This is a genomic window from Sphingobium sp. SG1 (assembly GCF_057063145.1).
Window position 1 is genome coordinate 122,483 of sequence record NZ_JBVVOJ010000003.1, and the last position, 13,416, is coordinate 135,898.

General features: G+C 65.0%; 16 protein-coding genes and 1 tRNA gene. All 17 read left to right on the top strand.

What is annotated here, in order from left to right:
* The first annotated feature begins 4 nt into the window (after positions 1 to 4).
* The 17 genes from cyoC to AC0KVN_RS08650 all read left to right on the top strand — a co-directional run bounded on the left by cyoC (position 5) and on the right by AC0KVN_RS08650 (position 13,415).
* Positions 5 to 628 carry a cytochrome o ubiquinol oxidase subunit III gene (gene cyoC, locus AC0KVN_RS08570; RefSeq protein ID WP_026108881.1) on the top strand — a complete coding sequence of 208 codons (624 nt, stop codon included), beginning with the start codon at positions 5 to 7 and terminating at the stop codon, positions 626 to 628.
* Positions 625 to 1,041: a cytochrome o ubiquinol oxidase subunit IV gene (gene cyoD / locus AC0KVN_RS08575; protein ID WP_017499771.1), complete on the top strand. Its 417-nt coding sequence runs from the start codon at positions 625 to 627 to the stop codon at positions 1,039 to 1,041. The genes cyoC and cyoD overlap by 4 nt, the downstream gene beginning before the upstream one ends.
* Complete coding sequence (locus AC0KVN_RS08580) at positions 1,038 to 1,763, top strand: SURF1 family protein (RefSeq protein ID WP_435566679.1); 726 nt, start codon at positions 1,038 to 1,040, stop codon at positions 1,761 to 1,763. Before cyoD ends, AC0KVN_RS08580 begins: the two co-directional genes overlap by 4 nt.
* A complete protein-coding gene (locus AC0KVN_RS08585) occupies positions 1,760 to 3,094 on the top strand; it encodes an ATP-binding protein (protein WP_435566680.1) in 1,335 nt (444 codons plus the stop codon). Before AC0KVN_RS08580 ends, AC0KVN_RS08585 begins: the two co-directional genes overlap by 4 nt.
* Positions 3,084 to 3,617 (top strand): response regulator transcription factor, encoded by a 534-nt coding sequence (locus AC0KVN_RS08590; RefSeq protein WP_483656065.1) that lies wholly within the window; start codon positions 3,084 to 3,086, stop codon positions 3,615 to 3,617. Before AC0KVN_RS08585 ends, AC0KVN_RS08590 begins: the two co-directional genes overlap by 11 nt.
* Positions 3,618 to 3,681: 64 nt before the next feature.
* Positions 3,682 to 3,755, top strand: a tRNA-Gly gene (locus tag AC0KVN_RS08595).
* Between the two features lie 70 nt (positions 3,756 to 3,825).
* On the top strand, positions 3,826 to 4,608 hold the full coding sequence (rutB, locus tag AC0KVN_RS08600) for a pyrimidine utilization protein B (protein WP_159366718.1): 783 nt from the start codon (positions 3,826 to 3,828) through the stop codon (positions 4,606 to 4,608).
* The gene (rutC, locus tag AC0KVN_RS08605) at positions 4,608 to 4,991 is read left to right on the top strand and encodes a pyrimidine utilization protein C (protein WP_214867999.1); all 384 of its coding nucleotides are present in this window, start codon (positions 4,608 to 4,610) and stop codon (positions 4,989 to 4,991) included. Before rutB ends, rutC begins: the two co-directional genes overlap by 1 nt.
* Positions 4,984 to 5,766, top strand: coding sequence for a pyrimidine utilization protein D (gene rutD / locus AC0KVN_RS08610; protein WP_435566681.1), 783 nt, complete (start codon positions 4,984 to 4,986; stop codon positions 5,764 to 5,766). Before rutC ends, rutD begins: the two co-directional genes overlap by 8 nt.
* 4 nt (positions 5,767 to 5,770) lie before the next feature.
* Positions 5,771 to 6,865, top strand: a complete 1,095-nt coding sequence (gene rutA, locus AC0KVN_RS08615) for a pyrimidine utilization protein A (RefSeq protein ID WP_435566682.1) — start codon at positions 5,771 to 5,773, stop codon at positions 6,863 to 6,865.
* Positions 6,866 to 7,056: 191 nt separating this feature from the next.
* Positions 7,057 to 7,647, top strand: a complete 591-nt coding sequence (locus AC0KVN_RS08620; protein ID WP_279730866.1) for a M17 family peptidase N-terminal domain-containing protein — start codon at positions 7,057 to 7,059, stop codon at positions 7,645 to 7,647.
* Positions 7,648 to 7,697: 50 nt separating this feature from the next.
* Positions 7,698 to 8,360, top strand: a complete 663-nt coding sequence (locus tag AC0KVN_RS08625) for a response regulator transcription factor (RefSeq protein WP_333703170.1) — start codon at positions 7,698 to 7,700, stop codon at positions 8,358 to 8,360.
* A 230-nt stretch (positions 8,361 to 8,590) separates the two neighbouring features.
* The gene (locus AC0KVN_RS08630) at positions 8,591 to 9,250 is read left to right on the top strand and encodes a hydrolase (RefSeq protein WP_037512509.1); all 660 of its coding nucleotides are present in this window, start codon (positions 8,591 to 8,593) and stop codon (positions 9,248 to 9,250) included.
* Between the two features lie 94 nt (positions 9,251 to 9,344).
* A complete protein-coding gene (locus AC0KVN_RS08635) occupies positions 9,345 to 10,181 on the top strand; it encodes an alpha/beta fold hydrolase (protein ID WP_435566683.1) in 837 nt (278 codons plus the stop codon).
* A 22-nt stretch (positions 10,182 to 10,203) separates the two neighbouring features.
* The gene (locus tag AC0KVN_RS08640; RefSeq protein ID WP_097383020.1) at positions 10,204 to 10,464 is read left to right on the top strand and encodes a XapX domain-containing protein; all 261 of its coding nucleotides are present in this window, start codon (positions 10,204 to 10,206) and stop codon (positions 10,462 to 10,464) included.
* A gap of 80 nt (positions 10,465 to 10,544) precedes the next feature.
* On the top strand, positions 10,545 to 12,389 hold the full coding sequence (locus AC0KVN_RS08645; RefSeq protein ID WP_483656066.1) for an amidohydrolase: 1,845 nt from the start codon (positions 10,545 to 10,547) through the stop codon (positions 12,387 to 12,389).
* Between the two features lie 135 nt (positions 12,390 to 12,524).
* Complete coding sequence (locus AC0KVN_RS08650) at positions 12,525 to 13,415, top strand: VOC family protein (protein WP_435566685.1); 891 nt, start codon at positions 12,525 to 12,527, stop codon at positions 13,413 to 13,415.
* Position 13,416 lies beyond the last annotated feature (1 nt).

Sequence of the window (13,416 nt, forward strand, 5' to 3'; positions counted from 1 at the left end):
TGACATGAGCAGCGCAACTGCAACCACGGAACCTCGGGCATATCATTTGCCCGAGGAGCCGCACCTCCACGAAGGCCACAGCACCATGCTGGGCTTCTGGATGTACCTGATGAGCGACTGCCTCATCTTCGCCATCCTGTTCGCCACCTATGCCGTGCTCGGCGGCAGCTTCGCCGGCGGCCCCGGCCCGAAGGATCTGTTCGACCTGCCGCTCATCGCGCTCAACACCGCGATGCTGCTCTTCTCGTCGATCACCTACGGCTTCGCCATGCTGGCGATGGAAAAGAACCGGACCAGCGCCACCCAGGGCTGGCTGTTCGTCACCCTCCTGTTCGGCGGGGCGTTCCTGTTCATCGAACTCTACGAATTCTCGCACCTCATCCATGAGGGCGCGGGTCCGTGGCGTTCGGCCTTCCTGTCGGCCTTCTTCACCCTGGTCGGCACCCACGGCCTGCACGTCACCTTCGGTTCGATCTGGCTGATCACGCTGATGGTGCAGGTGGCCAAGAAGGGGCTGATCCCGGCCAACAAGCGTCGCCTGATGTGCCTGTCGATGTTCTGGCACTTCCTCGACGTCATCTGGATCGGCGTCTTCACCTTTGTCTATCTGATGGGAGTCCTGCGGTGAGCGACGCTGTCCATAGCCACGACGCCCACGGACATGGGCACGATCATCACGATGACCATCATGAAGAAGGATCGCATGGCAGCTTCGGCAGCTACATGATCGGCTTCGGCCTGTCGGTGATCCTGACGGCCATTCCCTTCTGGCTGGTGATGTCGGGCGTGCTGGGCAATCCCCAGCTGACCGGCATCGTCATCATGGCCTTCGCCGCGGTGCAGGTGATTGTCCACATGATCTACTTCCTGCACATGAACACCCGCGTCGAAGGCGGCTGGTCGTTCATGGCGATGATGCTGACCATCGTCCTGGTCGTCATCGTGCTGTCGGGCTCGATGTGGGTCATGTTCCACCTCAACGCGAACATGATGCCGCACGCCGACATGTCGGCGATGCACAATATGAGCGAGATGCCGTGACATCCGCGAAGATCGGGGGGCGCCGCCGGCGCTCCCCGCGCTTTACGATCGGCCTGACGCTGATCGCCCTCATCCTGTTTTCCGGTCTCTGTGCGCTCGGCAGCTGGCAAGTCTATCGCCTCGCCTGGAAGCGCGACCTGATCGCACGGGTCGACGCCCGCATCCATGCCGCGCCCGTCCCCGCCCCCCGCAGCATTACCAGCGACGACGAATATCGCCGCGTCACCGCATCGGGCCATTTCCTGCATGACAAGGCGGTGCTGACCCAGGCCGTCACCGTGCGCGGCCCCGGTTTCTGGGTGATGACGCCGCTGGTGACCGACGCCGGCTTCACCCTGATGGTCAATCGCGGCTTCGTGCCGCAGGACAATCGCACCCGCTACAGCCGGCCCCAAGGCAGGGTCCAGATCGTCGGCCTGCTGCGCCTGACCGAACCCAAGGGTGGTTTCCTGCGCAGCAATGATCCCGCCGCCGGCCGCTGGTATTCGCGCGATGTCGCCGCGATCGCCGCCGCGCAGCATGTCGCCCCGCCGGTCGCGGACTATTTCGTCGATGCCGGCGCCAATTGCGCGCCCGACACCGCGCCGGTCGGCGGGCTGACCGTCGTCCGCTTCCCCAACAACCATCTCCAATATGCCATCACCTGGTTCATACTGGCGGCGATGGTCGCAGGCGCCTACATCTTCCTCATGCGTCGGGATCCAGAAGACAGCGCGGAATGAGCGAGACCCAAGCCGTCAGGCGCCGCTGGCTGCCCAGCCAGTGGCCCGCCGATGCCGCCGGTCGCAAGAATATGGCGCTGCTGATCCAGCTGCGCTGGATCGCGATCGCCGGGCAGCTGGTGACGATCCTGATCGTCCAGTTCCTTATGGGCGTGCGTCTGCCCCTCGCCCCGATGCTGCTGGTCGCGGCCGTCGCCATTCTGGTCAACGCCGCCAGCTTTGCGGCGCTCCGCCCCCGGACCGACATCACCCGCGCCGAATTGTCGGTCTCGCTGCTATTCGACGTGCTGCTGCTGACCGCCCAGCTCTATCTGTCGGGCGGCGCGACCAATCCCTTCGTCTCGCTCTATCTGCTCCAGGTCGCGCTTGGCGTGCTGCTGCTCGACCGGGCGAGCGCCTGGGGCATCACCGCCGTGTCGGCGCTGTGCGCCGGCCTGCTGGCGCTCGACTATCGTCCGCTCGACCTGAGCGACCGGCTGGCGGGGCGGCTGTTCGACCTGCACATCATCGGCACCTGGATCTGCTTCACCATGATCGCGGTGCTGCTGGTGCTGTTCATCACCCGGATCAACCGCAACCTGCAGGCGCGCGAAGCCTATCTCGCCAGCATGCGCCAGCATGCGGCGGAGGAGGAACATATCGTCCGCATGGGCCTGCTCGCCTCGGGCGCCGCGCATGAGCTGGGCACCCCCCTCGCCCAGCTCGCCGTGGTGCTGGGCGACTGGCGCCGCATGCCCGAAATCACCGAGCATCCCGCCCTGGTCGAGGAAGTGGGCGAGATGCAGAGCGCAGTTCTGCGCTGCAAGGCGATCGTCACCGGCATTCTCCTCTCCTCGGGCGAGGCGCGGGGCGAGGCGCCGGCCGTCACCAATGTCCGCGACTTCATCGAAGGGATTGCGGCGGAATGGCGCCGCGCCAATCCGGGCATGCCGCTGCGCTGCGACTTCGGCCCGCATGACTATCCGCGCATCATCGCCGATCCGGTGATCCGCCAGGCGGTCGGCAATCTGCTCGACAATGCGCGCGAGGCCGGCGCCACCTATATCGACCTGCTGGTCGGACGCGACAGCGCCTCGCTCAACATCGCCGTGCGCGACAATGGCAGCGGCTTTTCGCAGGCGATGCTGGAGGATTTCGGCAAGCCCTATCGCTCCAGCAAGGGCAAGGAAGGCCATGGCCTCGGCCTCTTCCTTGTGGTCAATGTCGTGCGCAAGCTGGGCGGCAGCGTATCGGCCAGCAATGGCGCCGATGGCGGCGCGCTGATCCTGCTGCGCCTGCCGCTCGATACGGTCGCACTGGAAGAGGAAAGTGACAGCGAAGATGACAGCTGAACGGCTGCTGGTGATCGTCGAGGATGACGAGGCCTTTGCAAAGACCCTCAAGCGTTCGTTCGAACGGCGCGGCTATGAGGTGCTGACCGCCGCCAGCCATGGCGCGCTGGAGGAGGTGCTCAAGGGCAGCCGCCCCGGCTATGCCGTGGTCGACCTGAAGCTCGGCCCGGAATCCGGCCTGGTCTGCGTCCAGACGCTGCACGCCCATGATCCCGACATGCTGATCGTGGTGCTGACCGGCTTTGCCAGCATTGCGACCGCGGTCGAGGCGATCAAGCTCGGCGCGACCAACTATCTGGCGAAACCATCCAACACCGACGATATCGAGGCCGCCTTCGCCCGCTCCGGCGGCGACCCCGCCGCGCCGCTGGCGCCGCGCCCGACATCGATCAAGACGCTGGAATGGGAACATATCCATGAAGTGCTGAAGGATTGCGACTTCAACATCTCCGAGACCGCCCGGCGCCTGGGGATGCATCGCCGCACCCTCGCCCGCAAGCTGACGAAACGCCAGGTCGGCTAATTTCGCGCGCGTCCATCAAGCCCCGTTGACCGCGCCCCATGGCCATGCCATGGCCACTCCAGACGCGGGTGTAGCTCAATGGTAGAGCAGCAGCTTCCCAAGCTGACGACGGGGGTTCGATTCCCCTCACCCGCTCCAGATTTTCCCGAAAATCTCAAAAGCCCGCTGAAGGGCGAGAGCCGAGATATATCCGGCTCGCGCCTTAGCCATGACGGCCGCGCTTGACCATTGGGTGCATCTGCTCAATCCTGCGCCGGTGAGCGAAGCCATCGTCGATCCCGCCCCATCCCGTTCCGGTCCCTGCGTGGTGCTGCCCGCGCGCCCCGAAGCAATCCGGATCGATGCCGCGACGACGGCGCTGATCGTCGTCGACATGCAGAATGCCTATGCCAGCAAGGGCGGCTATGTCGACGAGGCCGGCTTCGACGTCAGCCCGGCGGCGGGTGTGATCCCCCGGATCGCGGAGGTCGTCGAGGTGGCGCGGGCCGCGGGCATGCCGGTGATCTTCCTGCAGAATGGCTGGGACAGCGGCTATGCCGAGGCCGGCACGCCGCTGTCGCCCAACTGGCACAAGTCCAATGCGCTCAAGACCATGCGGGCACGGCCGGACCTGGCGGGCAAATTCCTGGCGCGCGGCGGATGGGACTATGAACTGGTGGAGGCGCTGGCGCCGCACGAGAACGATCTGCGCGTCCACAAGCCGCGCTATTCCGCCTTCTTCAACTCGCAACTGGATAGCGTGCTGCGCGCACGCGGCATCCGTACCCTGGTCTTCACCGGCATCGCCACCAATGTCTGCGTGGAATCGACCCTGCGCGACGGCTTCCATCTCGAATATTTCGGCGTGCTGCTGGAAGATGCGGTGCATCATCTGGGGCCGGACTTCATCCGCGAGGCGAGCCTCTACAATGTCGAGAAATTCTTCGGCTGGGTGAGCAATGTCGCCGATTTCCGCACCGCCGTCGGCCAGCTTCCGCCCAAGGAGATCTGATGCCCTTCGAACCGATCAATCCGCCCCAGTTCCCGACCCCGATCGCCCCTTATTCGGCGGGCGCAAGGGCCGGGAATACGATCTATGTCTCGGGCGTGCTGGCGCTGGGCGAAGGCGGAACGGTGCTGCATGTCGGCGACGCCGCCGCGCAGACCCGCCATGTGCTGGACGTCATCAGGATCACGGTCGAGGCGGCCGGCGGCACCATGGCGGACATCGCCATGAACCATATCTTCCTCAAGGACCTGGGCGATTATGCGGCCTTCAACGCCGTCTATGCCGAATATTTTCCCGGCGACAAGCCGGCGCGCTACTGCATCAAGTGCGAGCTGGTGAAGCCCGATTGCCTGGTCGAGATCGCTTCGGTCGCGCATCTTGGCTGAGGCCGCCGGCCTCTATTATGAAACCCACGGTCGCGCGGACGCCCCGCCGCTGATCCTGTCGAGCGGGCTTGGCGGATCGGCCAGCTATTGGGCGCCGAACATCCCGGCGCTTGCCGAGCATTTCCACGTCATCGCCTATGATCATCGCGGCACCGGCCGCAGCGACCGGACATTGCCGGAAACCACCTCGGTCGAGGATATGGCGGGCGACGTCATCGCCCTGATGGATGCTCTGGGCATCGGCAGCGCGCATTTCATCGGCCATGCGCTGGGTGGCGCGATCGGCATGGAACTGGCGATCGCGACCTCTCGGCTCGACAGCCTGATCATCATCAACGGCTGGCGGACGCTGTCGCCCCATACCCGCCGCTGCTTCGACACGCGGCTGGCCCTGTTGCGCCATGCTGGTGTCGAGGCATTCCTGCGGGCGCAACCGCTGTTCCTGTTCCCGCCGGACTGGATCGCGGCCCATGACGATGCGCTGAAGGCTGAACTGGCGCATCATCTCGCCACCTTCCCCGGCGCGGCCACGATGGAAAAGCGGATCGCCGCCGTGCAGGCCTATAGCCCGCACCTGCTCGACCTGACGGCCGTCGCCAAGGTGCTGGCCATCGCCACCCGCGACGATTTTCTTGTCCCTCATGCCAGCGCCCTCGATGTCGCGGCGCCGATCGCATGGGCCAGGACCGCCAGCTTCGACTGGGGTGGTCACGCCTGCAACGTGACCGACCCGGATGCTTTCCATCGCCTCGTCCTCCCCTTCCTCAGGAGTTGAAGCCATGCAGGTCGGCGTTTTCGTTCCCATCAACAATAATGGCTGGCTGATCAGCGAGAACGCCCCGCAATATCTGCCGAGCTTCGACCTCAACAAGGAAATCGCCCAGCGCGCCGAGAAACATGGCCTCGATTTCCTGCTGTCGATGATCAAGCTGCGCGGTTTCGGCGGCAAGACGCAATTCTGGGAATATGGGCTGGAAAGCTTCACGCTGATGGCCGGCCTTGCGGCGGTGACGGAGAAGATCAAGATCTTCGCCACCTGTCCCACGCTGATCATCCCGCCTGCCTTTGCCGCGCGCATGTGCAACACCATCGACAGCATCAGCCATGGTCGCTTCGGCCTCAACCTGATCACCGGCTGGCAGCCGCCCGAATATACCCAGATGGGCCTGTGGCCGGGGGACGAGCATTTCCGCAACCGCTATGATGTGCTCGACGAATATGCCCGCGTGCTGCGGGAATTGTGGGAGACCGGCCGATCGGACTTCAAGGGGCAATATTACCAGATGGACGACTGTCTGGTCCGCCCCCAGCCGCAGGCCGACATGAAGATCATCTGCGCCGGATCATCCGACGCGGGCCTCGCCTTCTCGGCCAAATGGGCGGATTATGCCTTTTGCCTGGGCAAGGGCGTCAACACGCCGACCGCCTTCGCCTTCAACAATGACCGCCTTGCGAAATTCACGGCGCAGACGGGCCGCGCCGTGTCGGTGTTCGTGCTGGTCATGGTGATCGCGGCGGAGACGGACGAGGAGGCCATGGCCAAGTGGCAAAGCTATAATGACGGCGTCGATATCGAGGCGATCGCCTGGCTGGCCGACCAGGGCGCGAAGGACACCGTCAACACCGACACCAATGTGCGCCAGCTTGCCGCGCCCGAAGGGGCCGTGAACATCAATATGGGCACGCTGGTCGGCAGCTATGCCAGCGTGGCACGAATGCTGGACGAAATGGCGCAGGTGCCCAATACCGGCGGCGTGCTACTGACCTTCGACGATTTCCTGGAAGGGGTCGAAGCGTTCGGCACGCGCATCCAGCCGCTGATGAAGAGCCGCGCCGAAAGCGCCCGACATTCCCAATCTTCCCACAGAAGTTAACCACCAAAGCCGTTGGTAGCCGGGACGCCTGGATGCACGCCTCCCCCTTTCCCACCACGGCAATTCCGCATGATTGTCCAAATCCCGCGCGCCCTGGCCACGACGCGGGCGCCATGTCCCTCTAGCTTGGCCCAAGGAGACGCCGACCCGCACGGCTGCGTCATGGCGGGAGGATCAACAGGGTGGCGAGCATGGATGCGCCGATCGTCGGCACATATCGCACCGTCCGCTTCCGCGCCGGGCCGGTCGATCCGATCGCGAGCGATGTCGATCTGCTGATCGTCGGCATGCCGGTCCTGTCCGCCACGAGCCGGATCGATCCTGGCGCCTGCGCGCTCGACGCCGCCCTGTCAGGCACCTTGTCGCAACTGCGCGCGGGCGGCCTGTTCGACGGCAGGTTCGGCGAGACGATGATCCTGTCCAGCCCGCCGCCGCCGGTGCGCTGCCGGTCGCTGATGATTGTGGGCATGGGAGAAATCGACGATCTGGATGCCGAACGGCTGGGCCGGCTGGCCGCCGTGGCGATGCGCGCAGCGCTCCGGCTCGACAGCTGTTCGATCGCCTGCCTGCTGCGGCTGCTCGATCCGGCGGCAACGAAGGTTGGGCAACGCGCTGCCGCCCGTGCGATGATGGCCGGCGTGCTGGCGGCGCTGGACGCCTATCTCTCTCCCGGTCCCGCTCCCGGCCGGTTCGCCGGCCTGAACTGGACCTTCGACCAGCCCGACAACGCCGCCGACGTGCTGGGCACGATCATCGCACAATGGCCGGCCGCGCCGCGATGAGGCACGACTATCGCATGGACTTGGGAAGCGGAACACGCCACTCTGGCGCGATGCAGCCCGGTCCGATCCACAGCCACGACATGCAGCCTGCGATCACCCCCATATCGATCCTGGTGGTGGACGATCATGCGCTGCTGCGTGAGGGCGTGCGGGCGATGCTGGCGACCCAGGCCGATATGCGGATCGTCGGCGAGGCGGACAATGGCCGGCGCGCGGTGGAGGAATATGCGCGATTGCGCCCCGACATCGTGCTGATGGACCTGCAGATGGCGGAAATGCCGGGGCTCGACGCGATCGCCGCGATCCGGGTCATCCATCCCGACGCCCGGATCATCGTGCTGACCACCTATTCGGGCGATGGCCGCGCGATCAAGGCGCTGCGCGCAGGGGCGATGGGCTATCTGCTCAAGGCCAGCCTGCGCAAGCAGCTGCTCGACGCGATCCGGTCCGTGCATCTGGGCGGCAAGCATCTCGACGCCACTGTCGCCACCGCGATCGCCCTGCATGTGCTGGAAGACCCGCTGACCGAACGCGAGATCGCGGTGCTTTCGCTGGCGGCCTGGGGCAACAGCAACAAGCAGGTCGCGGCGCGACTCGATATCAGCGAAGAGACGGTGAAGGGCCATATGAAGTCGATCTTCTCGAAGCTCGACGCGACCGATCGCACTCATGCGGTGACGCTGGCGATCAAGCGCGGACTGATCGACCTCTGACGACATGGCGCGCGAGCGCCCCCTTTGCATCGGAATGATCGCTAACATGTCAGCCTGATCCAAGATCGGGCGGCGACGGACAGCTATGATCGCGCGCGTCAGGCCAGTGACTGACCATTTCTATTTTTTAGAACAAGTCGGTGCATTTTATCTGGATATTTCGGATCAAACACGCCGGCTAACACTGTCTTCACAGCAGCGACGACTGCTCGACACCAAGGAGCCGACCCATGACGATCACCGCCACGCCGACCCCGGGCAAGTCCCTCATCTCGCCGACCGACCATATTTTGGTCCTGATCGACTTCCAGTCGCAAATGGCCTTCGCCACCAAGTCGATCGCGCCGGAACTGCTGCGCAACAATGCCGCCCTCATCAGCCGCGCCGCCAAGTCGTTCGGCGTGTCGACCATCCTGACCACCGTGGCCGAAAAGAGCTTTTCGGGGCCGATGTTCAGCGAGATCACCGACGCCTTCCCTGGCCAGCCCCTGCTCGACCGCACCAGCATGAACACCTGGGAAGATGCCGCCGTGATCGAGGAAGTGAACCGCATCGGCAAGGAGCGGATCATCTTCGCCGGCCTGTGGACCAGCGTCTGCATCGTCGGCCCGGTCGCCTCCGCGATCGACCAGGGCTTCGACGTCTATTTCATCGCCGACGCCTGTGGCGACATCAGCGAGGAAGCGCATGAGCGCGCCGTGCAGCGCATGATCCAACTCGGCGCCAAGCCGATGACCTCGCTCCAGTACATGCTGGAACTGCAGCGCGACTGGGCGCGCACCGAAACCTATGAGTCCACCACCGGCATCGCCAAGGAATTTGGCGGCGCATACGGCCTGGGCATCAAATATGCGAAGGCCATGTTCGGCGCCTCCGAAGGCGGCCACTGACCTGCGCCGGGGGCCGGCGGTGCCTCCCCCTCTCCCCACGCACCGCCGGTCCCTCCCCCTCTCCCCTTTCCCCACCCGAGCAAAGGAAATCCCCATGAGCTTCGTGACCACGGATGACGGCGTCGACATCTTCTTCAAGGACTGGGGTCCAAAGGACGCCCAGCCCATCATGTTCCACCATGGCTGGCCGCTCTCGTCGGACGACTGGGACGCGCAGATGCTGTTCTTCCTGTCGAAGGGCTATCGCGTCGTCGCCCATGACCGTCGCGGCCATGGCCGCTCGGCCCAGGTGAGCGAAGGGCATGACATGGCCCATTATGCCGCCGACGCCGCCGCCGTCGCCCGCCATCTCGACCTCAGGAACGCCATCCATATCGGTCATTCGACCGGCGGCGGCGAAGTGGCCGCCTATGTCGCCCGCCATGGCCTGCCCGAAGGCCGCGTGGCCAAGGCCGTGCTGGCCAGTTCGGTGCCGCCGATCATGCTGAAGACCGACCGTTATCCCGGTGGCCTGCCCATGGACGTGTTCGACGGGCTGCGCGCCGGCCTCGCCGCCAACCGTGCGCAATTCTTCCACGATGTCGCCGCCGGCCCCTTCTATGGCTTCAACCGCGACGGCGCGGACGTGAAGCCCGCCGTCATCGACAATTGGTGGCGCCAGGGCATGATGGGCAGCGCCAAGGCCCATTATGAAGGCATCAAGGCCTTCTCCGAAACCGACCAGACCGACGATCTGACCGCGATCACCGTGCCGACCCTGGTGCTGCATGGCGATGACGACCAGGTCGTGCCCTACAAGAATGCCGGCGTGCTGCAGGCGCAGATCCTGCCTAATGCGACCCTCAAGATTTACGAGGGCTATTCGCACGGCATGCTGACGGTGAATGCCGACGTGCTGAACGCCGACATCCTCGCCTTCATCCAGGCCTGATCGCAGACGCAGGAGACCGGCGATGAAAGTCTATCTTCTCTCCCTCGGCGCCGGTCTCCTGGTCGGCATCGTCTATTCGCTGCTGGGGGTGCGCTCGCCCGCGCCCCCGGTAGTGGCCCTGATAGGCCTGCTAGGCATATTGGTCGGCGAACAGATCGTGCCGATCGCCAGGCGCTGGGCCGATGCCCATGAACTGACCCGCTTCGTGCGCAACGAATGCCGCGACCATGTACTGGGCACGCTCCCGAACAATCGGGCCGACAATCAAAAGGGCGACGCGTGATTACCCGCCGCGACGCCATGGCCGGGGTGGCCGCCTCCGCCCTTCTCGCTCCCTTTCCTGCTCAAGCCAAGGACCGCCCCATGACCGACACGATCATCGTCAATGCCAAGGTGACGACGCTGGACCGCGAAAATCCAGTGGCGCAGGCGGTCGCGATCCGCGACGGCAAGTTCCTGGCCGTGGGCAGCGAGGCGGAGGTGCGCGCCGCCGCGCCGGACGCAACGGTGATCGATGCCAAGGGCCATCGCCTGATCCCCGGCCTGATCGATAGCCATATGCACATTATTCGCGGCGGCCTGAATTTCAACATGGAACTGCGCTGGGACGGCGTGCCGACGCTGGCCGAGGCGATGGATATGCTTAAAAGCCAGGTCGCCCGTACCCCCGCTCCGCAATGGGTCCGCGTGGTCGGCGGCTTCACCGAACATCAGTTCGCGGAAAAGCGCCTGCCGACCATCGCCAAACTGAATGCCGTCGCGCCCGACACGCCGGTCTTCATCCTGCACCTCTATGATCGCGCGCTGCTCAACGCCGCCGCGCTGCGCGTCGTGGGCTATACCAAGGACACGCCCAATCCGCCGGGCGGCGAGATCGTCCGCGACGCGGTCGGCAACCCGACCGGCCTGCTGCTGGCCCAGCCCAATGCGACCATCCTCTATTCGACGCTGGCCAAGGGGCCCAAGCTGCCGCAGGACTATCAGCTCAATTCGACCCGTCACTTCATGCGCGACGTCAATGCGCTGGGCGTCACCGGCGTGATCGACGCGGGCGGCGGCTTCCAGAATTATCCCGACGATTATGAGATCATCGAGAAGCTGCATCAGGACGATCAACTGACCGTCCGCATCAGCTATAATCTCTTCACCCAGAAGCCCAAGGAAGAACTGGCCGATTTCTCCGGTTGGGTGAAGCAGGTGACGCCGGGCCAGGGCGATGACAGCTATCGCCACAATGGCGCGGGCGAGATGCTGGTCTATTCCGCCGCCGACTTCGAGGATTTCCGCCAGCCCCGGCCGGATATGCCGGCCAATATGGAAGGCGACCTCGAACCCGTCATCCGCCTGCTGGCCGAGCATAAATGGCCCTGGCGCCTGCACGCCACCTATGACGAGACGATCGGCCGCGCGCTCGACGTCTATGAAAAGGTGAACCGGGATATCCCTTTGCAGGGCATCAACTGGTTCTTCGACCATGCCGAAACCATCAGCGACCGCAATATCGACCGCATCGCCGCGCTGGGCGGCGGCATCGCCGTGCAGCATCGCATGGCCTATCAGGGCGAATATTTCGTCGAGCGCTATGGCGCCAAGGCGGCCGAGCGCACCCCGCCGATCGCCCGGATGATCGCGGCGGGCATCCCGGTCGGCGCCGGCACCGACGCCACCCGCGTCGCCAGCTATAACCCGTGGGTGTCTCTGTCGTGGCTGGTGACCGGCCGCACCGTCGGCGGCTTCGCCCTCTATCGCGGCGACAATCGCGTCAGCCGGGAAAAGGCGCTGGCGATGTGGACGCATGAGAATACATGGTTCTCCAACGAGATCGGCAAGAAGGGGCAGATCAAGGCCGGGCAGCTTGCCGACCTCGCCTTGCTGTCGGCCGACTATTTTGCGGTGCCGGAGGATCAGATCGTCCATATCCGATCGGTCCTGACCCTGCTCGGCGGCAAGGTGGTCCATGGCGAGGGCGATTATGCCCCGCTCGCGCCCGACCTGCCAAAGCCCATGCCCGACTGGTCACCGGTCGCCACCTTCGGCGGCTATCACAAGACCCGCGAGGCGCGCGCGCAGCTGGCATCGGCCTGTGCCTGCCATTCGGCCTGCGGCGTCCATGGCCATGACCATGCCGCGGCGCTGGGCGCAGATGTGCCGGCCGCCGATGTCCAGACCTTCTGGGGATCGCTCGGCTGCGGCTGCTGGGCCGTCTGACGATAACCGCAAATCATTGTCATTCCCGCGCAAGCGGGAATCCATCTCGCAACCAAGCCCGACGGCGCAACGCCCGGAGATGGATCCCCGCCTTCGCGGGGATGACGAGAAAGACTTCCTGCCTGGAGATTGTCCATGAAGCGCTTCGCCTTCCTATTCGCCGCCGCCATCCTGATGCCTATGCCGGTCGCCATCGCAAAGCCCGCCGCCAGCGCCGATTATGCGGTCGGCCCGCAATATGACACCACCCATGTCTATGTGCCCGAAGGCCAGTTCGACGCCTTCGTCACCAGCTTCGTCGCGACCTTCGGCGGCAAGACGTCGAAACAGGGCGAGTTCCAGGTGACACCGACGCCCAGCCTGACCAAGTCGCAACTGGCACTGACCCCGGCCGGCACCGTCTCGGTCTTCGGCTTCAAGACGCCGATCCCCTATCCGTTCGGCGATGAGCGGACCGGCTATCTGGTGAGCGACATGGACGGTGCCGTTGCCTCCGCGCTCAAGCATGGCGCAGTGCGCCGCATCACTACCTTCCCCGACCCGATCGGCCGCGACGTGGTGGTGCAATGGGCTGGTGGCGTGAACATGCAGCTTTACTGGCACACCGCCAAGCCCAGCTATCCCGCGCTGACCACCGTGCCGGAAAACCGCATCTACCTGACCGCCGACGTCGCTGACCGGTTCATCAGGGACTGGACCGGCTTTGCCCATGGCAGGATCGTCTCCGACGATCGCGCCGCCAAGGGCGAGGAAATCGGCCAGCCCGGCAAGACGATCCGCCGCGTCGCCATCGAGAGCGGCTATGGCAAGATGACCGTCTTCGTCTCGGACGGCCAACTCCCCTGGCCCTATGGCCGCGACATGACCGGTTATGAGGTCGCCGACATGGACGCCACGCTGACCAAGGCGAAGACCGCCGGCGTCGAAACATTGGTCGCGCCGCAGAGCGTCGCCGGTCGCCAGAGCGCGATCCTGCGCTTCCCCGGCGGCTATATCGCCGAAGTTCATGCGCCCGAGGCGAACTAGG

Coding starts and splice junctions, on each gene's coding strand:
- cyoC (WP_026108881.1), top strand. CDS start 5: ATGAGCAGCGCAACTGCAACCACGGAACCTCGGGCATATCATTTGCCC.
- AC0KVN_RS08585 (WP_435566680.1), top strand. CDS start 1,760: ATGAGCGAGACCCAAGCCGTCAGGCGCCGCTGGCTGCCCAGCCAGTGG.
- AC0KVN_RS08590 (WP_483656065.1), top strand. CDS start 3,084: ATGACAGCTGAACGGCTGCTGGTGATCGTCGAGGATGACGAGGCCTTT.
- rutB (WP_159366718.1), top strand. CDS start 3,826: ATGACGGCCGCGCTTGACCATTGGGTGCATCTGCTCAATCCTGCGCCG.
- rutC (WP_214867999.1), top strand. CDS start 4,608: ATGCCCTTCGAACCGATCAATCCGCCCCAGTTCCCGACCCCGATCGCC.
- rutA (WP_435566682.1), top strand. CDS start 5,771: ATGCAGGTCGGCGTTTTCGTTCCCATCAACAATAATGGCTGGCTGATC.
- AC0KVN_RS08620 (WP_279730866.1), top strand. CDS start 7,057: ATGGATGCGCCGATCGTCGGCACATATCGCACCGTCCGCTTCCGCGCC.
- AC0KVN_RS08625 (WP_333703170.1), top strand. CDS start 7,698: ATGCAGCCCGGTCCGATCCACAGCCACGACATGCAGCCTGCGATCACC.
- AC0KVN_RS08630 (WP_037512509.1), top strand. CDS start 8,591: ATGACGATCACCGCCACGCCGACCCCGGGCAAGTCCCTCATCTCGCCG.
- AC0KVN_RS08635 (WP_435566683.1), top strand. CDS start 9,345: ATGAGCTTCGTGACCACGGATGACGGCGTCGACATCTTCTTCAAGGAC.
- AC0KVN_RS08640 (WP_097383020.1), top strand. CDS start 10,204: ATGAAAGTCTATCTTCTCTCCCTCGGCGCCGGTCTCCTGGTCGGCATC.
- AC0KVN_RS08645 (WP_483656066.1), top strand. CDS start 10,545: ATGACCGACACGATCATCGTCAATGCCAAGGTGACGACGCTGGACCGC.
- AC0KVN_RS08650 (WP_435566685.1), top strand. CDS start 12,525: ATGAAGCGCTTCGCCTTCCTATTCGCCGCCGCCATCCTGATGCCTATG.